This window comes from Ruegeria arenilitoris (assembly GCF_013032855.1).
Classification (GTDB): domain Bacteria; phylum Pseudomonadota; class Alphaproteobacteria; order Rhodobacterales; family Rhodobacteraceae; genus Ruegeria; species Ruegeria arenilitoris.
Map to the genome: position 1 here is coordinate 199,189 of NZ_WQDA01000001.1, position 19,743 is coordinate 218,931.

The 19,743-nt window shown below is 58.3% G+C and carries 15 protein-coding genes; 5 read left to right on the plus strand and 10 right to left on the minus strand.

The annotated features are described in order from the left end of the window. Window positions 1-178 precede the first annotated feature (178 nt). Window positions 179-1,087, minus strand: a complete 909-nt coding sequence (locus tag GOW72_RS00940) for a c-type cytochrome (RefSeq protein WP_170364472.1) — start codon at window positions 1,085-1,087, stop codon at window positions 179-181. Between the two features lie 13 nt (window positions 1,088-1,100). After that, the gene (locus tag GOW72_RS00945; RefSeq protein ID WP_170364474.1) at window positions 1,101-1,568 is read right to left on the minus strand and encodes a c-type cytochrome; all 468 of its coding nucleotides are present in this window, start codon (window positions 1,566-1,568) and stop codon (window positions 1,101-1,103) included. An 86-nt stretch (window positions 1,569-1,654) separates the two neighbouring features. Between GOW72_RS00945 and GOW72_RS00950 the strand changes: the two genes are divergently transcribed. Further along, window positions 1,655-2,500, plus strand: coding sequence for a LysR family transcriptional regulator (locus GOW72_RS00950; RefSeq protein ID WP_170364475.1), 846 nt, complete (start codon window positions 1,655-1,657; stop codon window positions 2,498-2,500). Between the two features lie 2 nt (window positions 2,501-2,502). On the opposite strand, the gene urtE is transcribed toward GOW72_RS00950, so the two are convergent. From urtE to GOW72_RS00980, 6 genes are all read right to left on the minus strand, one after another. Continuing rightward, on the minus strand, window positions 2,503-3,210 hold the full coding sequence (urtE, locus tag GOW72_RS00955) for an urea ABC transporter ATP-binding subunit UrtE (protein WP_170364477.1): 708 nt from the start codon (window positions 3,208-3,210) through the stop codon (window positions 2,503-2,505). Continuing rightward, window positions 3,200-3,940, minus strand: coding sequence for an urea ABC transporter ATP-binding protein UrtD (urtD, locus tag GOW72_RS00960; protein WP_170340827.1), 741 nt, complete (start codon window positions 3,938-3,940; stop codon window positions 3,200-3,202). Before urtD ends, urtE begins: the two co-directional genes overlap by 11 nt. Continuing rightward, the gene (urtC, locus tag GOW72_RS00965; protein ID WP_425328540.1) at window positions 3,937-5,190 is read right to left on the minus strand and encodes an urea ABC transporter permease subunit UrtC; all 1,254 of its coding nucleotides are present in this window, start codon (window positions 5,188-5,190) and stop codon (window positions 3,937-3,939) included. Before urtC ends, urtD begins: the two co-directional genes overlap by 4 nt. A gap of 10 nt (window positions 5,191-5,200) precedes the next feature. Beyond that, window positions 5,201-7,156 (minus strand): urea ABC transporter permease subunit UrtB, encoded by a 1,956-nt coding sequence (gene urtB / locus GOW72_RS00970; RefSeq protein WP_170364479.1) that lies wholly within the window; start codon window positions 7,154-7,156, stop codon window positions 5,201-5,203. A gap of 67 nt (window positions 7,157-7,223) precedes the next feature. Beyond that, window positions 7,224-8,498, minus strand: a complete 1,275-nt coding sequence (urtA, locus tag GOW72_RS00975) for an urea ABC transporter substrate-binding protein (RefSeq protein ID WP_093964383.1) — start codon at window positions 8,496-8,498, stop codon at window positions 7,224-7,226. 287 nt (window positions 8,499-8,785) lie between these two features. Beyond that, entirely contained in the window at window positions 8,786-9,094 is a 309-nt protein-coding gene (locus tag GOW72_RS00980; protein WP_170364481.1) for a hypothetical protein, read from the minus strand. Window positions 9,095-9,383: 289 nt separating this feature from the next. Here GOW72_RS00980 and GOW72_RS00985 point away from each other — a divergent pair, with 289 nt between their 5' ends. Together GOW72_RS00985 and GOW72_RS00990 are read left to right on the plus strand one after the other, a co-directional pair. Then, the gene (locus tag GOW72_RS00985; RefSeq protein ID WP_170364484.1) at window positions 9,384-10,895 is read left to right on the plus strand and encodes an FAD-binding domain-containing protein; all 1,512 of its coding nucleotides are present in this window, start codon (window positions 9,384-9,386) and stop codon (window positions 10,893-10,895) included. A gap of 6 nt (window positions 10,896-10,901) precedes the next feature. Beyond that, window positions 10,902-11,054: a DUF2256 domain-containing protein gene (locus tag GOW72_RS00990; RefSeq protein WP_217353607.1), complete on the plus strand. Its 153-nt coding sequence runs from the start codon at window positions 10,902-10,904 to the stop codon at window positions 11,052-11,054. Here GOW72_RS00990 and GOW72_RS00995 read toward each other — a convergent pair. Continuing rightward, window positions 11,051-12,595: a cryptochrome/photolyase family protein gene (locus tag GOW72_RS00995; RefSeq protein WP_170364486.1), complete on the minus strand. Its 1,545-nt coding sequence runs from the start codon at window positions 12,593-12,595 to the stop codon at window positions 11,051-11,053. The genes GOW72_RS00990 and GOW72_RS00995 overlap by 4 nt on opposite strands. A gap of 477 nt (window positions 12,596-13,072) precedes the next feature. Next, window positions 13,073-13,231 carry a hypothetical protein gene (locus GOW72_RS01000; RefSeq protein ID WP_170364489.1) on the minus strand — a complete coding sequence of 53 codons (159 nt, stop codon included), beginning with the start codon at window positions 13,229-13,231 and terminating at the stop codon, window positions 13,073-13,075. A gap of 163 nt (window positions 13,232-13,394) precedes the next feature. On the opposite strand from GOW72_RS01000, the gene GOW72_RS01005 reads away from it, so the two are divergent. Together GOW72_RS01005 and GOW72_RS01010 are read left to right on the plus strand one after the other, a co-directional pair. Next, on the plus strand, window positions 13,395-15,656 hold the full coding sequence (locus GOW72_RS01005) for an ATP-binding protein (RefSeq protein ID WP_170364491.1): 2,262 nt from the start codon (window positions 13,395-13,397) through the stop codon (window positions 15,654-15,656). A 418-nt stretch (window positions 15,657-16,074) separates the two neighbouring features. Further along, window positions 16,075-19,467 carry an AAA domain-containing protein gene (locus GOW72_RS01010; protein ID WP_170364493.1) on the plus strand — a complete coding sequence of 1,131 codons (3,393 nt, stop codon included), beginning with the start codon at window positions 16,075-16,077 and terminating at the stop codon, window positions 19,465-19,467. The last annotated feature ends 276 nt before the right edge of the window (window positions 19,468-19,743 follow it).

Genomic DNA, 19,743 nt, shown 5'->3' on the forward strand with positions numbered 1-19,743 from the left:
CAAATGTCTGGTTGTCGAAGGGAGGCTAAAGCGGGTTGGATCCGTCCACATCGGGCTTAGGTCTGACGAATTTCCAACCAAACGTCCGAAGGGGGAAGCAAAAGGCACAAGGTGCCAAGATCACGTCGACTGGCGAACCGCCAAGGCTCGTAGGTTGCCGGGGGATGTGGGCGTCGGCTCAGTCTGTTGTGGCGTCGTTGGCCGGTACCGGAACAACCTTGAGATATGCGGCAATCGCCAACCGGTCCTCATCGGACAGACGGGAAGTGTTCTCGATGACCTCGGCCATCTCTCCGCCGGCGCTGTCATAGTCCGGAGTGAAACCGGACTTCAGATATTCGGCGATGTCGGCTTCGGACCAATCCAGGTGGTTGGTGGTCAGGCCGGGGATGCGCCCTTTTCCGCTGGGATTTGGCGCACCCGTCAGCCATTGATCCCGGCTCAAGCCGCCAAGGCCATCTCTGGGCGTGTGGCACTCGGCGCAATGGCCCAAGGCTTCGACCAGGTAGCGTCCGCGCTGCTGCTGCACATCAAGATCACCGTCCACCACCCACCCTGGTTCAAGGTAGAGAAGCTTCCAGCCGCCCAAACTTCGCCGGATGTTGAAGGGGAAACCGACCTCATGCGCGATACTTTCCTGCGAGGCGGCCGGCAGGGTGCCGAGGAATGCGTGCAGCGACACGACATCCTCCGGCGTCATGTTCGTATAGGTCGTGTAAGGGAAGGCCGGGTAATAGTGCTGCCCGGCCGGCCCGGTTCCGTAGATCAGGGCATCCGCCAGTTCCAGCGCCGACCATGACCCAATCCCGGCTTCTGGGTCGCTGGATATGTTCGGAGCTATGAACGTACCGAAATCTGTCTCGAACCGGCGTCCGCCCGCCAGCACCAGCTTTTCCTCACCCTCGGAGTTCGGCGCTGAATGGCACGAGGCGCATCCGGCCGCAAAGAACACGGTCTCGCCCCTGACAAGATCAGGGGCAATACCGTCCAACTCGGCCGGATCGACGTGTTGCGGTCGGGTCAGAATCAGACCGGTCAGCCCGGCCACGACCGCGACGCCCGCGGCAATCGACAGAAGCCGCCGCACCGTCAGGGCCTTGTCAGTTCTTTGGGGCTCTGAAAGCCTTGTGACATGCCGAACAGGCTCCACCCAATGGTCCCATCGCTGCTTTCAGCGCTTCGACATCTTGCCCGGCGGCGGCCTGCATCGCAACCGCGGCTTCAGCCATTGCCTTGCCCTTGGCGCTGACATCCGGGAAGTTCTCCCAGATCGCCGGAAGCGCACGAGAAGATGGGTCGGAGACATTGTCGGACCCGGCTGGCCACATGGCCGACTGATCGATCTGCGTCACGGCAACTAGGTTGTTGGCCGCGCGCGTCGCGGCCTCGGCGTTGTATTCCACCTCGCCCTTGGCCATGCCGCCAAGCGTGCCCAGATTGAACGCATACAGCTGCATGACGGCCTTCCGCGCCTTGACGGCCGGGTTTTCGCTTTCCTGGGCTACGGCCGTGCCAATTACGGCCACAGAAATCAAACTCGCCGCAAGGATTGAGAATTTCTTGATCATGGTATCTCTCCCACATGAATGTGCCGAATGGTAACTTGATCGAAATTTCTTGTAATTGTTTATTTCTCTGCGTTTCTTGTTAACTTATGAACAATCAAAACTGGGATGACATCCGATACGCACTCGCCGTAAGCCGGCACGGCTCGTTGAATGCAGCGGCCACAGCGCTGGGCGTGACCCATGCAACGGTGCTGCGCAGGGTGGCCGCGTTTGAACGACGCCATGGGTGCGTGATCTTTCAAAAGAACCCGACGGGCTACAGCACGCTGCCCGAGGCCCGGGCCATTCTTTCTGCCATGGAAAATGTCGAGGATGCGGTGCTTTCGGTTGAACGGGCAATCGTGGGCGCGGACCGTTCGCCGACCGGGCGGGTGCGGATTGCCTCGACCGACAGCCTTTGCCAGCTTGTTTTGCCCGGGATACTGAACCGCATTTCTGCGCTTTATCCGGGTCTGGAGCTGAGTCTGCTGAGCGGGAACAATCACCATGACCTGTCGCGGCTGACCGCGGACATTGCCGTGCGTCCATCAATCCGCCTGGGCGAAGACTTGGTGGGCGAGCGCGCTGGCGCGTTGGCCTTCGGGGTCTACGACGATGGGTCCTCCTACCGAAAATGGATGCGTTTGGATGGGGCGCTGAGCGGTTCGGTCCCGGCCAGATGGATGGCCGAACATGTGCGGGATGAAGACACCACCATCGGCGCGGACAGTTTCCTTGTGCTCCAGCAGATGGCTGCGACAGGCGTCGGCAAGGCGTTTCTGCCGACGTTCATCGGTGATGCGGACCCGCGGTTGCGGCGGGCGCCGGACATGGATCCGGAAATCGAGGTTCCTCTGTGGGTAGCCACGCTTGAAGAGATTGCGCGGACGCCGCGGTTTGCCGTCGTGCAGCGGGCTTTGGTGGAATACCTGCCCGAAGCACTGGGCCGGTAAGATCAAACCGAAACGGCCGCCTTGAGCTGCTGCTGACCAAGTTCGGATTTTGATCCTTTCAGGAATGGCGACCCGCGTTCCAGCACCAGAAAACTGTCGCCTAGGGAATACGCGAAATCAAAATACTGCTCGACCAGGACAATCGCCATCTCACCTTGATCGCGCAGCAGGCGGATGACTTCGCCGATCTGCTTGATGATGTTGGGCTGGATGCCCTCGGTTGGTTCATCCAGCAAAAGCAGCTTGGGTTTCGTGATCAACGCCCGCGCAATCGCAAGCTGCTGCTGCTGACCTCCTGACAGATCACCGCCGCGTCGTGAGAGGAACTCTTTGAGAATAGGGAACAGCTCGAAGATGTAGTCAGGTATCCTGTGTTCGCTGCGGGGCAGGCAGGCAAAACCGGTTTCCAGGTTCTCGCGGACCGTCAGAAACGGAAAGATTTCTCGTCCTTGCGGAACATAAGCCACACCTTTTCGAGCCAGCTCATAGGATGTGGCCTTGCTGATCTCCTCGCCGCCAAGCCGGTATTCACCGCCGCTGCGGGGGTGCGTTCCGGAGATGGCTTTCAACAGGCTGGTCTTGCCGACGCCGTTGGTGCCCATCACGCAGGTGACCTGACCCTGACGCGCGGTGATGTCGATCCCGCTCAGGATCTGGCTGCCGCCGTAGTGCAGGGACAGGTCCGAGATTTCCAGAAGCTCAGCGGCCAAGATACACCTCAATCACTTTGTCATTATTGGTGACGTGGTCCAGCGACCCTTCGGCCAGAACTGACCCTTCGTGCAGCACCGTGACCTTGCAGTTCAGGCGGCGGACGAACTCCATGTCATGTTCAACCACCACCACGGCGCGGGTTTTGGCGGCCGCGACAAGAATGTCGGTTGTGTGCTCACGCTCGGCGGGGGTCATTCCGGCGGCCGGCTCATCAACCAGCAGCAACTGCGGATCCTGCGCCAGCAGCATGCCGATCTCAAGCCACTGCTTCTGCCCGTGGCTCAACTCACCCGCCTTGCGGTTCAAGGCATTCTGCAGTCCGATTTCCTCGGCCAGGTCGGCGACCTTCTGATGATCCGACTGTCCGGCCCGAAACCGCAGGACCGCCAGCGGGCCGCGTTTGTTCCTGAGGGCCAGCATCAGGTTCTCGCGAACGCTCTGGTCCTCGAAGACGGTGGGGCGCTGGAACTTTCGGCCGATGCCGGCCTGGGCAATCTGGCTTTCGCTCATCGACAGGAGCGACACGGATTTGTCGCCCCACAGAACATGGCCGTCATCCGGTTTGGTCTTGCCGGTAATGATGTCCATGAACGTCGTCTTGCCCGCCCCGTTCGGGCCGATGACCGCGCGCATTTCGGCTGGGCCAATCTGAAATGTCAGGTTGTTGATGGCTTTGAATCCGTCGAAGGTTACGGACACGCCGGAGACTTCAAGCAACGTACTCATTCGTCGGCCTCCTTTTCGCGCAACGACCCAAGATCCGGGCCCAGATCGGCGCCGTGGCGATCCGGGGCGCGCCGCTCGGCAAACTTGTCGATCAGGCCGCCGATGCCCCGAGGCGCAAACAGCGTGACCGCGACAAATGACAGCCCAAGCAGGATGGTCCACCAGTCGACCCATTGGATCGTGTAGAACCCCAGCGAGATGTCGGGGGCCTGACCACCCGTGAACCAGGTGGACAGCAGAGAAACGAATGCCGCGCCGATCACTGCTCCGTACAGACGGCCCCGTCCGCCGATCGCGACCCAGACGGCCAGGTAGATTGATGCAATGGGCGCGATCTCGGCTGGATTGATGATGCCGGCTTGGGGGTAGTACAGGGCACCCGCGATGCCGCAGATCACGGCGGTGAAGGTGAAGATGAACAGCTTGTAGGCTTCGACCGAATACCCAAGGAACCGAACCCGGCTTTCGTCGTCCCGGATGGCGCGAATGACCGATCCGAACTTGCCGGACACCATCCAGGCGCAGACCAGATAGCCCAGCCCCAGCGCCAGGGCCGACGCCCAGAAGAACAGGATCGAAACCGTCGATTGCGGCACCGAATCCAGACCCGGCAGATTCTGCAGACCCGACAGGCCGTTGTTCCCGCGCAGCCCGCTGTCGTTCTGAAACAGGTACAGAGACAGCGCCAGCGTCATCGCCTGTGTCAGGATCGACAGGTAGACCCCGGTCACGCGGCTGCGGAAGGCCAGCCACCCGAACACAAGGGCCAGCAAGCCGGGCACCAGTACGACCGCAGCCAGTTGCAAGGGCAGCGAATGCGCAACAGCCCAGATCGGTGGGAACTCGGATGCGCCGACGACGCCGAAGATCTGGGTGGCGATACCATCAGAGATTTCCTGGGCCGTTGGTGGCAAGGCTGAGGACGCGAGGCTTTCGATCACGATGATCTCGGTCCGCGCATACATCAGCCACATGCCGATGGCGTATCCGCCGATACCGAAGAAGGCCATATGCCCCAGGGACAGGATGCCCGTGTAGCCCCACACCAGGTCCATCGCCAGGGCCGCAAGGCACAGGCAGAGGGTCTTGCCCAATGTCTTGACGAAGCTGGTGGATATCAGGCCGATCCCGAACCCTTCGCCCAGCACTGTTATGGTCGCCGTGAACAGGGCCAGAATGATCAAGAAGATCGCGACCGAGGGATAGCGCAGCACAAATGGCTTTCGCATCGGGCTGGCTGTGGATGTCATGTCAACCATATCACGCTTCCGCCGCCCGACCCTTGAGCGCGATGATGCCGCGCGGCCGGAATTGAATGAACAGGATGATGAACAGGATCATGTAGGTCTGCGCCGCCAGGGTATTTGACGGGTTGAACCATTCGATCCCCTTCTGCAGCGTGCCGACCATCGTGGCCCCCAGCAGCGTCCCCCAGATGTTGCCCACACCGCCCACGACCACTGTCATGAAGCTTTGCACGATATAGTCGGATCCCATCTCGGACGTGACCTTTGCGTAAAGCCCGATTGCCACGCCGGCAATGCCCGCGATGCCCGAGCCAAAGCCGAAGGTCAGCATGTTGATCCGGTCGGGATTGATACCCATCGAGGAAGCCATGCGCGGGTTCTGCGTCACGGCGCGCACCTCAAGCCCCAGCCGGGTCCGGTTCATGACGATGAGGAAAAGCGCGAGGAACAGCAGCGCCAGAACAAAGATCGCGATGCGGATGTAACTGATGGAGACGATATCGTTCAGCACCATCGAACCGTCCAGCCAGGCCGGGGCGGTCAGGGGACGCGCCTGGGTTCCAAAGATGTTCTTGGCCAGTTGCTGCAGCGCGATGGAAACCCCGAAGGTCGCAAGCAGCGTCTCCAGCGGACGGTGATACAGCCAGCGAATGACCAGACGTTCCAGCAGAACACCGGCGCCGAAGGTCACCAGGAATGCGCAGGGAATGGCGACAATGATCGACAGGGTCAGGTCCGGAATGAACAGTTGAACCACATATCCGGTATAGGCGCCCATCATGATGAACTCACCATGCGCCATGTTGATGACGCCCATGACGCCGAAAGTGATGGCAAGGCCGATGGCGGCAAGGAAATAGATCGAGGCGAGAGACAGCGCATCCAGAACCAGATCCGCCGTCTGGTTGAGAGCGACTTGCGTCTCGATATTGTCCAGCACGGCCTGCGCGGCCAGCGCCACCGGCAACGGTGCTGAGGTGTAGACTCGGTAGAACTTGTACTGTTGCACGGCCTCTGCGATGTCGTCCTGCGTCACCAGCGGAGCGGCGAGCCCCTGATCGGCCAGCAGCTGGTATGCTGCTTGTCGTGCAGCATCTTCGTCCAGACTTGCCACCTGCACGCCTGCGACCCTGTCACCGTCGATATTCGAAATCAGGGTCTCTTTGATGGTGCCGTCGTCAACCAGGGCCGGTGCCAACCCGTTTTCAACCAACAGGTCATAGGCCTGTTTCTGTGTCAGTTCGTCGGACCCGGCCTTGATGGTCACAGCGCCATCCGGGACTGTGTCGGACACCTTGATTTCAGATGTAACAAGGGGATTGAGCGTTGCGCGCACGTCAACGCCCAGATCGCCGGCGAAGCTGTCGATTGCAGCCAGCCTTGCGGCCGCGTCATCATCAAACCGGATCGTCAACAGACGCTCGAGCCGGTTCTTGCGGGCCCGCAGATCCGGGTCCTGCTCTCCGGCAATGGCGCCGCGCAAGGCGGATAGGTGCGAGGGTTCCGCGTCCCGCTCGATCGCCGTCAGCGCTGCGCTTCGGTTCAGTGGGTCGGGGTCGTTCAATTGAAACTGCACCAGCGCCGAAGCGATCAATCCGCGAATGCCCGAGTTCGGCTTGAGTTGTTTGTAGTTCTTCTTGTCGACGACACCGATCTCGGCCCCGTCTGAGATATCGAAAACCCGCAAACCGCCATCGGCCTTGGACGCAAAAACGAAAAGGCCCGTATCCCGGTTGAACCACATGTCCTTGGCCTGCCACTGCTCCAGGACGGTTTGTGCCTCGGGCAATCCACTCTGCGCAAGGGCGTCAATTGCCGGGCCGATCGTCTTGCGAGAGGATTTTTGAATGACCTCCGCATGGGCCTGCAAAAGCTTCTGCACCGGCGCGTCAGAGGATTGGGCTTGCAAAAGACCAGGGGCCACGAACAGCAGCAGGGCAAGCAAAGCCCGGCAAATCGAAAGCGTCATTTGGGGAGACCTCGGCATTGGGTCCCGGGGCACATGTGATGCGCCCCGAGGTGTTCCGGTTCAGATCTTAGTAGTTCGATTTGATCTGTACGCAGCTTTTCGTTTCGGTGTTGTACATACCGCAACCCAGCTCTTTCCAATCCGAGACCAGAACCGCGGATTCGGGCAGGTAGTCCGTCCAGGCATCGCCCGGAACCTCTTCGGTCTGGCTGATGATGTCGAACTGACCGTCTTCCTGGATTTCGCCGATCAGAACCGGCTTGGCGAGGTGGTGGTTCGGCAGCATGACGGCCGTGCCGCCCGTCAGGTTCGGGAATTCCTGGCCGTACATGGCTGCGCGCACGGCATCGACATCCGTCGAGCCCGCCTCAGTTGCGGCGTTCACCCACATGTTGAAGCCGATGTAATGCGCTTCCATCGGATCGTTGGTCACCCGATCTTCGCCCATGCGGGCTTTCCAGGCGGCAACCCAGGCCTCGTTCGCTTCGCTCTCTGCCGACTGGAAGTAGTTCCACGCGGCCAGATGTCCGACAAGGTTGGTCGTGTCCAGGCCGGCCAATTCTTCCTCGCCGACCGAGAAGGCAACTACTGGGATGTCATCGGCCGAGATACCTGCGGCGGCCAGTTCCTTGTAGAAGCCCACATTCGCGTCGCCGTTGATGGTCGAGATGACGCCGACTTTCTTGCCGTCCGCGCCCAGCGCAACGACATCCGCCACGATCTTGGACCAGTCGGAATGGCCAAAGGGCGTGTAGTTCACGAAGATGTCCTCTTCGGCGATGCCTTTCTGCTTCAGATAGCTTTCGAGGATGTTGTTCGTCGTGCGCGGATACACGTAGTCGGTGCCCAAAAGGGCGAATTTCTCGACCCCCAGTTCCTCAAGGAAGTAGTCCGTTGCCGGGATCGCCTGCTGGTTCGGTGCGGCACCGGTGTAGAAGACGTTCTTCGAGCTTTCTTCGCCTTCGTACTGAACCGGATAGAACAGCAAACCGTTGAGCTCTTCGATGACCGGCAACACGGATTTGCGGGAGACCGATGTCCAGTTGCCAAAGATCACGTCAACTTCATGAACGGTGAGCAGTTCGCGCGCTTTCTCGGCAAACAGTGGCCAGTCCGAGGCGGGGTCGACAACTACGGCTTCCAGCTCGCAGCCCAGCAGGCCACCAGCTTCGTTCTGCTGTTCGACCAGCATCTCCATCGTGTCTTTGAGCGTGGTCTCGGAGATGGCCATCGTACCGGACAATGAGTGCAGAACGCCCACTTTGATCGGGCAATCGGCCAGCGCGGGCAGGGCGGTTGCGAACAATACAGCAGCAGTAGTGTTGAGTAGTTTGGAGTGCATCAGCGTTTCCTTTTGTGCGATGCGCAGCAGGCTTGTCCGGAACGCCGAAACATCCCATATACCCCCCACGCTTAATTGCGGTGTGCGAGGGCGTCATCAGGTTCCTAGGCCGGGCACCTTCGCACATTTTCCAAGCCGTCTTTCGGCGCACCACATTGCTAGGTCAGCTTTTGCCGGGGCTCAGAGTCCGGTGGCGCGAGTTTTTGGATTGATTCAGCGTGTTGCCCAAATTTGCGGCGGTGCCGCATGGTTCGCCCAAAAATGCGGCGCTGCAGCGAAGGGTGGTCTCAGACGCCGCCCAGTATCAGCAGACTGCACTGATCCAGAAGGTCGCTGGCCGTCTGCCGCGCGGCGCTGGCCGCCGTGATGTCCGAGCCAAAGGTCGCCGTATGGAGCAAGCGCGCATGGGCGTGTTTTGAGTTCACCCGGTGGCTCAGGACCAGTTCGGCCTCCTCTGCCGTCACGGTCGCCTCAAGCAAGGACACGAAACCGCCGCGAAGCAACTCATAGTCCTGCGCCTTGGGGTCGTTCAGAAGCCAGGCATGCTCCATCTCGGCCGAAAAACGCCCGGCGCAGCTGGCAAACGATTTGACCATGTCGGTTTCAGCATGAAGCAATCCGATGGATGAGAAAGTGCATAGTGCTGAAACGGAAATAGTTTTCAAAGCGCCCATGTTTTGATCATTGCAACCGAAAAAGCGCCCGTCAAGGCAGCGCTTTGTGAACTGGCCTGCCCATTTCCCGACAGGCTTCGGTCGCACCGGGCCATGACAGAACCGGTTCCGCGCGGTTTTTGCGTCCCGGCCCTGCCGGGGCGCATTGAACCCGGTTGAGGGCTGGCCGGACCAGACTAGCTATTGCCCAGATTTGGTTCGGAGAACGGTTTTGCAGATCGTTTGGTTCAAGCGGGATCTCAGGGTGCAGGACAATCGTGCCCTGGCTCATGCGGCACAGCGGGGGGCGCTGGTGCCGCTTTACGTGGTTGAACCCGATCTTTGGCGTCAACCCGACATGTCCGCTCGCCAATGGGCGTTCATCCGCGAAACCCTGGTCGAGCTGCGCAGTCAGCTTGCGGAATTGGGCCAGCCCCTGATCGTACGGACGGGCGAGATGCTGTCGGTCCTGGACGATCTTGCACAGAGTTTCGACCTCACGGCCCTGTGGTCGCATGAAGAAACGGGAAACGACTGGACCTTTCAGCGGGACAAACGCGTGGCGTCCTGGTGCCAAACCCGGGGCATTCCCTGGCACCAACCGCGCAATCACGGGGTTCGCCGCCGTCTGGCGTCGCGCGATGGCTGGGCCAAAGAGTGGGATCGCTTCATGAGCGAACCGATCACGCCCGCACCCATATTGCGGCCCATCCCGATGGACCCGGGTGGGATCCCGTCCAACAGGGAACTGGGATTGCGCCCGGACCCATGTCCACGGCGCCAGTCGGGCGGCCACACGGCGGCGTCGGACCGGTTGACCACATTCCTGAGCACGCGCGGCCGGACCTATCGCAGCGCGATGTCCTCACCTAAGCTGGGGGAACACGCGTGTTCGCGCCTGTCCCCGCATCTGGCATGGGGAACGCTGTCGATGCGCGAGGTGATGCAGGCCACATGGGCGCGGCAAAAAGCGTTGAGCCACACCTCCGACAGACAGTGGCGGGGGGCGATGTCCTCGTTCGAAGGCCGGCTGCATTGGCACTGCCATTTTATCCAGAAACTGGAGGATGACCCCCGGATCGAGTTCCAGAACGTGCATCGCGCCTATGACGGGATCCGCCCCTCGGCCCCGGATTCGCATCGGCTGGAGGCCTGGGCCAGCGGTGAGACCGGCCTGCCATTTGTTGACGCATGCATGCGGTACTTGCGGGCAACGGGGTGGCTCAACTTTCGAATGCGCGCGATGGTGATGGCGACGGCCAGCTATCACCTGTGGCTTGACTGGCGCGCGCCCGGTGAGGTTCTCGCCCGCCTGTTCACCGATTACGAACCGGGCATCCACTGGAGCCAGGTGCAGATGCAGGCCGGCACCACGGGTATCAACGCGCTGCGGATCTACAACCCGGTGAAGCAGGGCCATGATCAGGACCCGACCGGGACTTTTACCCGCCGTTGGTTGCCGGAATTGGCGGATATCCCGGATCGCCATCTGCAAGAGCCGTGGAAGGCCGAGAACGCAGGTGCCGTGCTGGGCAAACGCTACCCGATGCCCATCGTCGATCACGTCGCGGCGGCCCGGTTCGCCCGGGATCGGATCTGGGCGGTGCGGCGCGGGGAAGGATTCCGGGACGAGGCTGCGAAAGTCTTGGCCCGGCATGGCAGCCGCAAGGGGCGTTTGCGGAAAGGAAACAGCCGTGCGGTCACCCGCAACCCGGCGCAATTGTCATTGGATCTGGGGGACTAGATGCGGATGCGGAAAAAGTCGGATCTTCCGACGAAAACCTGCGCCACATGCGGGCGCCCTTTCACCTGGCGGCGAAAATGGGCCAAGGTCTGGGACGAGGTCCGCCACTGCTCGCAGCGTTGCCGCCGAGCCCGATCATCTTCGACCGGCCAACGCTAGAGGCTCTCGAGTATCTCGCGCGCGCTGTCGCGGTATTGGGCCTGTTTTTCGGGGTCCATCCGGTCCCAGGTTCGGTAGGCATGGCCCAATCTGGGATTGCCACGCAGCTTGTCGGCGTTGCGTGCTAGGAAATCCCAATACAATGGATTGAAAGGGCAGGCATTCGCACCGAACTTGCGTTTCACGTCATAGCGGCAATGCGAACAGTGATCCGACATCTTGTTGATGTAGTTTCCGCTTGCTGCGTAGGGTTTTGACCCAAGCAATCCGCCATCGGCGAATTGGCTCATTCCGATCACGTTGGGGGCCTCGACCCATTCATACGCATCGGCGTAAACCGCCAGATACCACTCGTGTACTTCGTGCGGATCGACCCCGGCCAGCATCGCGAAATTGCCAGTCACCATCAGGCGCTGGATATGGTGGGCATAGGCGTGGTCGCGCGTCTGCCCGATTGCGGCCGCCATGCAGGCCATTTCCGTTTTGGCCGTCCAATAGAAATCCGGCAGCGGGCGGGTTGCCCCGAAGTGGTTGCTCTCCGTGTACCCGGGCATGTTCAGCCAATAGAGGCCCCGAACATATTCTCGCCAGCCGATGATCTGACGGATAAAGCCCTCGACCGCATTCAAAGGCGCGCGGCCTTCATAATAGGCACGCTCGACCTGTCGGCAGATCTCCATCGGCCCCAACAGACCCGTGTTCAGGTAATGCGACAGGACCGAGTGATAGAGGAACGGTTCTGCCTGTAGCATTGCGTCCTGATGGTCCCCGAACAGAGGCAGAGCGTGTTCCACGAAGTGGTCCAGCGCCTCGAGCGCGCCGGCGCGGGTCACTGCGAACCAGAACGGGCGCAGTTGTCCGAAGTTGTCGCCAAACTGGGTTTCGACAAGGCTCAGAACCTCGGTGGTGATGTCATCCGGGTCGGATCGGGGCGGTCGGGGCATAAACAGATCGGCAGTGGCGGGCTTGCGGTTTTCCGCATCAAAGTTCCAGCGCCCGCCTTCGGGTTGGTCGCCGTTCATCAACAGCCCCGTTTTGCGCCGCATCTCGCGATAGAAATACTCCATCCGCAACTGCTTGCGTCCGTCCGCCCATTTGCGGAACTCCTCATGCGTGGCGACAAACCGGTCATCTTCCAGCATATGTAGATCGGTTTGGCTTTGGTCCGCCCATTCCAGAAAGGCGGTTTTCAGCCGGTACTCGCCGGGCTCGGTCACCCGAACGCTCTCAATAGACAGATCCGCGGTGGCCCGCGCGATCTCGCCTGTGATGGAGCCGGTATTGTCAGGGTCATCCAGCCTGACATAGCGAACCTGCCACCCCGCCGCACCGAGTTCTTGTGCGAAATGGCGCATCGCCGAAAAGACAAAAGCGATCTTCTTTTTGTGATGCGGAACATATCCCGCCTCGTCCGCGACTTCGGCCATCAAAACCGTGTCGCGCGCCTTCTCCGCCTGGCTCAAGGCACTCAAATTTAGGCTCAGTTGGTCGCCCAGCACCAAGATCAGTCGGCTGTGGGAGCGTTCGTTTGACTGCGTCATTTCCGTCGAGTTAGGGCCGCCACGCGCATGAGCAACCCAAACTTCTGGAAAGGTTGTACGGCAGATAAATTGAGGAACCGAAGCAACAGACGGGAAAACCGGCGGCAAGCCACCGAAGTTTGTTCCGAGAAGCTATGGTGCCGCTGAAGGGACTCGAACCCCCGACCCCATCATTACGAATTTTGCCGTCCGCATGTTGGACGTGGACGGACAAGACCGTCTGAAGCCGCATAACTCATTACGATTAAATCACTATTTTGAATGGGGCTCTTGGACGACGTCGGACTGAAGTAGAGAACGTTTGACGTACATTCCCTACTAATCCCCTACTAGAATTCGCAGGTTACACCTGCCAGCGATTGTTGTGTCTTCGAAACTCTCAAAAGTCGCGCTTACGGTTGATGGAGCCTGCACGAGCCAAGTGGCGTGCCGCGGGGCACAGGGAAGCGTCATCTGATCTGCGCCCCGCCAGTTGTGTCACTTCTTCAGTATTGCGAGAAGCCCATGGCAGACGGACAAAACCGGCTTCGCGATTTCCTCGCCTATAACTTCAAGCCACCAGAGGGCGTACACAACCGCTATGATGGCGTAGGTCAGTCGTAAAAGCCAACCTACTTCGTTTTTCTTATGTTTCATGGCACATTCCTTTGAGGTTGTGCCGTCCGGACGGTGCCGACACCGCGTCGGCATTCGCGGTTTTAGGGAGTGAAGGATGGGAGGTCGTTCGGGAAAGTTCGGGAGCAAACCCGCGGTCGATCCACTTTCGTTTCAAGCAAGGTTCGGGGACTTGGTACGAGGAGTGAGGCTGCGGAACGGCCTTCGCCTCAAGGACGTGGCTCGGCTAGTCTATAATGATGAAACAAAAGCGAGCCGGGTATCGGATGTAGAGAGCGGCCGCAATGAGCCGACAGCCGACACAATCAGCCTCTACTGCGCGGCACTAGAGATTCCTGTTGAGCAAGTCGAGCGGCTTCGTCGGGGGTCCAAGCTCAGATGGCCGATCGTACAATCACCGGGTGTTAAGTCTGACCGAAATATCATCGGCCGCAAACCCAATGTCGAAGCGTTACATCGAACGCTACTACAGCACAGAGCCGCAGCGGTTGTTCCTTCCGCTGTCCTCAAAGGTCAGGGCGGAATCGGAAAGACGGCCATCGCTCGCTACTATCTCGAGGTTTATGGCCACTACTATTTTGGTGTCTGGTGGATAGCGGCTCAATACCGCGAGAGTGTTATCGACGGATTGTGCGAACTGGCGGTCATTCTCGACGTTGAACAGGAATCATCGAAACGTCTCGATATTGCCAAAGCGACGCTGGTTAAGCTCAGCCAGCAAGAGGATCCTTGGGTTCTTGTTTTTGACAACGCAGAGAGCATTGAGCATCTGCGTCACCTGTTTCCCGATCACGGTCCGTTGAGCTTACTGGTCACAAGCCGTACTTCTGCTTGGCCTGAGCGTTTTCACACACTGGAAGCTGATCTTCTGAGCGCACCAGACGCGCTGAGGCTACTAATCCAAGAATCAAAAAGAAGCTGGGAACTCGATGAAGCCGAGCAGCTGATCAGCGCTCTCGGTGGTTTGCCCCTTGCTATCGTTGCGGCGGGCGCATGGTTAAAGAACAGCCCAAGTACAAGTCTAACCGACTATCTTACTCGCTTGGAAAAAATGATACGCAAAAAACCTCGCGAGTTGCTCGACTATCCTGACTCGGTTTTTGGAACCACAATGCTATCGGTCGATAGGCTTTCAGAGCCCGCTCGCCACCTGCTAAGGCTTCTAAGTTTCTTATCGCCTGAGGGCGTGGCAGTATCTACGCTTACACGCCTCCCAGAGGAGTTGGCGCCAGGATTGGAACGTGACGAGGCTTACCTGTCCGCTTTGGGCGCCGTATCCAAAACCACAATCGATTTGCTCAGTAATCTCTCAAGCATCGAACAGGCCTTCTCCGAACTAGAAAGCACGTCACTTGTTGTGAGGAGAGCGGACGAGTCATATTCCGTCCACCGTCTCACTCAACTGGTCGTGCGATCGAGCCTAGGTGAGAGCATAGAAAGACTGGCCTATGACGCAGCAGCGATTGTTGCAGCGGCTTATCCCTCGCACTCGAGGAACCCTGAGTTTCAAGAAAACTGGGCAAGCTGCAGTGCGCTCGAGGGCCACGTCGTTTCATTGGCCGAATACTGCGGTGAAATTGAGCCACTTGAGATACTGCTTAAGCAGTCGTGCAGGTACCTCGATGCTCAGGGCGAATACACTATGGCGCTTGAGTATGCCCGACGGGTCTTGAACTCTCGCGAGCGGCGATTGCCTGCTGACGACCTCGAGATTGCTGGTTCGGTTAACGACCTTGCGATCCAAGTTTGGCGTGAGTTGGGCCCACAAGAAGCAGAACCTTATGCGGCACGCGCAGCCGAAATTGCTTTACAAAAGACCAACTACCCCGATGAGCGCCGAGCCAAATGGTTGTCAATTCACGGTGTGGTTCTGGGCCACGTGGCCGAGAAGGATTCCAAAGAGAAAAAGAAGGAAACACTTGCGAAAGCGCGGAAGCGTCATCTCCAGGCCCTACGCCTCGATCTCAAGAGCCAAGGCAAGAGGTCAAGGACAGTGGGTTTGAGGCTATTCAACATTGCGTATGTAAGGTTGCTTCAGGAAAACTACCCTGCGGCCGTACGCTTGTTCGGAGCATCACTTAGTACAAAGTCCAGCGTGTCTGAACATGATGATCCCGACGTTGCCTTTGGTTTGCAGGGATTGGGAATGGCGCTAACCCAGGGCGGGTTTGTACAAACCAAATACAAGGGACGAACGGCCAAAGATCTGCTCACGGAATCACTAGAAATCCGAAGAGCAGCGTTCGAATCTAAGCCGCGACACCCCCTTATAATCAAGTCCGCCCTTTGGTTGGCGATCTGCAATAAGGTTCTCGTTCGTCTCTTCGATCGCAGCGGCAGTTTGGAACAGTGTGATGCGTTGTTGGAGGAGTTCCGAATTGATCGTTCGGAACTAGACCGACAAGCCGCCGATTGTTATCACCGTGCTCGCAATGAAGCGTTATAGGGTTCTGACGCTCACCCATCCGGGCAATGACGCACGGTCGGCTTTCCAAGGCTAGCATTGGCTCGAATTGTGGCGCCTAAGGTCCATTATGTTAAGTTAGGCTCCACCGCCCCTGGACACTTCCAACCGTCTCGCCACCCCACCCCATGCACGGCTCTTCAGGCTACAACCGGCAGGCGCTCACCCGGTCCGCACTCTCTCGCATCCAAGGGTAGAGTTCAGAACGGATTGCTTGGCGGCAAAGCCCAACCAGTGGCCTTTTCAGCCCCGCTACGCCGGTCCTGCGCCATAATCTTTGCAAAACAATGCGCTAAGGTTTCAAATCAGACCAAACGTTCGAATCTTCGGCTCACCTGCGCCGCTGGTTCGACTTCCCAAAAAGACCCATCTGCTCAGAGCCTTGGCGACAAAGTAAATTATGGACAAAGATGTTGAGAAGATCCTCGAGTATTGGCGCGTTTCTCTGGCCGATAGTGCGCTAGGAGACGGTAAGTTCACCCAAAGAGACCGGAAACGGTTCATCGAGGTATCCGGGGAGACGGTCCGTTCAGGGAAACTCCCAGACGCAATGCTCGATAGAGTATTTAGTGGGCAGAAGTCAGCGAAGAGTGTTGCCGTACGATTTTGGCCGCTCGTCATGGCTCGAAAGTCTTCTCACGGGGCAGCGCGTGTCGATGGCCTACCTGAGATCGTCGCGCCAGTCGTAACCGAAGCAACAGTCGAGCGCGACGGGCAGATCACACCGTTGCGTAACGCTCTAGCAAGAGACGTCCTGTCACCTCTTCCGTCAGGTGAATTCTCAATCGGTAGCGTCGACGATCTCGATGATTTTCTGACCGAGACACCCTTGCCGGACATGATCGTAGAGGGCGCTTGGCAGGAATACTTGGGTCATTGTCGCAAAATGGTTGATGCTGTCGCAGAGGGCTGGCCGAATGGTGACGAAGACTACCAGTCAATGGGCTTCGGTTTCCTCGAATTAGCCGAAGATGCCAGTGCCACGATCCGCAATATTGTGGATCTCTACGACAAGTTGCTGAGTGAAAAGCCAGACGCTCCTCTTCTGAGACAAGTCACTGTGCCTCGCAACACGACCATGCCTCCGGACTCGAAAGTGGAGCATGAGTTCAGTCGCCGCTTAGGCCACTCCAATCCACACTTCCCTTTGTCGGAGCATCAGCGCCAGGTCTTGGCTTACCTTGATGTGTCGTCTTCTGGAGAAGTCATCGCGGTGAACGGCCCGCCGGGTACGGGTAAGACGACAATGCTGCTATCGGCGGTGGCAAGCCTTTGGATCAAAGCTGCGCTCAAGGGTGAGAATCCGCCAATCATCGTTGCCGCATCCACCAACAACCAGGCAGTCACAAACATCATCGATGCTTTTGGGAAAGACTTCGCCAAGGGAGAAGGACCTTTCGCCGGGCGATGGATCCCCGATATCGGGAGTTTCGGAATCTTCCTTCCGTCGCACTCTCGTAAGTTGGAAGCAGCGAAGAAATACCAAACAGAGGACTTCCAGACCGCATGCGAGAGCATTGAGTACTTCTCACGGGCCAAGGAGGAATACCTTCAAGCCGCGCAGGTCGCTTTTCCTGCTCTATCAGAAGCTCGCGTAGAGTTAGTAGTCGATGCCATTCAGAGTGAAATGGCAAAAGAGGCGAAGAAGCTCTCCGAACTTGATCAGGCCTCTAAAACCTTGGCAAAGGCTCAAGATGCGGTAAAGGCAACCCTCGGCGAGAACCCTACTGAAGCGGAGGAGGGGCTAACTAAGGCGGCTGGCGAAGCGCAGCAGAACCGCGAACGGGTTAAGGCCGCAAAAACCGCCCTGGAAACGCACCTCGCGGCGGAGTCTACATTCTCAGCACTTTTTGGTTTTCTGCCAGCCATCAAGAGGAAACGGGTACTGTCGGCCAGACAGGCAATCCAGGAGTTCCTGCCGGACGCCGATGGATTCCACAGCGTTACAGATGTGGAAACTCATGTCGCTGAAAGCCTTCACTCTGTCGAGCTGTTGGCGAAGCAGGCTGAACAGGACCTAGAAAAGGCTCGTCGTCTTCGTTCCTCGCTGGAGGACGCTGAGAACCAATGGGATCGCGCGAAATGTGCTGTTGCCGATACAGTGGAAGACCTGGAGAGCGCCGCTGATCTCAGCGTTCGCTTCAAACTCTTTCTGCTAGCGACCCACTTTTGGGAAGGACGTTGGTTGCTCGCCATGGAGGAAGACCTCGCGGGCATCACAGGTTCATCAAACAAGACGGGCAAGGCGACGCTTGTTCCGCGCTGGCAAAGACGCATGATGCTAACGCCTTGCGCCGTTGCCACGTTCGCTAGTTTGCCGGGAAAACTGACATATAGTCGCAAGACTGGGGGCAAATGGGCGAAACAGTACCTGTACGACTTCATTGATCTATTGATTGTGGATGAGGCCGGACAAGTCTTGCCGGAAGTTGCCGGTGCGAGCTTTTCTCTGGCGAAGCGAGCTCTCGTGATTGGCGACACCCAGCAGATTGAGCCCATCTCATCTGTGCCGAAACCAGTTGATATCGGGAACCTGCGAGAGGTTGGCCTCCTGCAAAACGATGACGATTGGAATGCGTTGTCGGAAAGAGGTTTTTGCACCACGACCGGAAGCGCCATGCGCGTTGCACAAGAAGCCTGCCGCGTCTCACCGTATGCTGAACTTGAGAAGGGGCTGTATCTATTCGAACACCGTCGCTGCTTTGACGAGATCATCGGGTACAGCAACGCACTTTGCTACAAAGGGAAACTGCGTCCACTTCGAGGCCCAGTCCCTGCTGACGCTAAGCTACCAGGATTGGGATACTTGCATGTCGATGGGCGGGCAATTCGCCTTGGAAGTAGTCGTGCAAATCTGTTGGAGGCTCGGACGATTGCTGCATGGCTGGATGCCAACAGATCGGAGTTGGAGAGTCGATATCGGGCGCGTCTCGAGCAAATCGTTGGCGTTGTGACGCCGTTTGGCCGACAGGTGCGTGAAATTAGAACGGCGTGTGCGAGCCGAGGTATCTCAGTTGACTTGCGCGACGGCATGACGATCGGCACGGTCCATTCACTTCAGGGCGCAGAGAGGCCGGTGGTGATCTTCTCGCCGGTCTATTCGAAACACGCGGATGGAAACTTCATCGACGCCTCGGCCAGCATGCTCAATGTTACCGTATCCCGTGCCAAAGACAGTTGCCTTGTTTTCGGTGACATGGACGTTCTGACTACCGCTGCTCCGGGATCACCTCGTTCAATGCTTGGTGATTTCCTATTCAGCTCAACGGACAATGCACTTGAGTTCGAGACGGAGCCCAGGAGCGATCTGCAGGATGATAGTGGCGAGCTCCAGATGCTTCGCGATGCTGCTGAGCACGATGCTTTCCTCATCGATGCTCTCGCAGGCAATGGGCGCCGATATTCGATAGTAAGCCCCTGGATCATCGCGCGCACCATGGAGAACGTCGGCTTTCTGACTGCCTTTGAGAGGGCGATAAGTCGGGGTGCGAGCGTAGATGTATTCTCAGATCCCCTTCTGAACGCCAATGTGGCGAGCGATGGTCAAACCCAAATGTCGTTGGCCAAAGACACGCTCACTAAGATTGGCGTGCGTCTCCACGAAGTGCCTCGGTTGCACAGCAAGATCGTAGCCGTTGACGACGATCTGTTGGCGATTGGATCGTACAACTGGCTTAGCGCAGACCGACACGGCAAGTACGCGCGCCATGAGACTTCGTTTGTTTATCGTGGTCAGCACTTGGAGTCGGAAATCAACACGATCTTTCAAAGTTTGGGAGGCCGCGAGAAATAGGAGTGCAGCCCCCTTGGGTCCATTTTTCTTAAGTCTCTATACCGATCCTTCTGGCGCTAAGCCCTTGAAAGAATCCAACTTTTCACTTCTCCTAAGTCACTGAAAAGAAACATTGAATCTTTTAGGCCAAAGTGGCAATATATGAAAACAGGGCGGCCCACCCGATCAAGAATGAACCGCCCTGAAGCTTACTTGCTCTTACGAGCTTTCGTCTTTTTCACGGTTTCGACGACATGCGTGTTTGGCTTGCGTCGAGCCGTGGAGACCGAAGTAAAG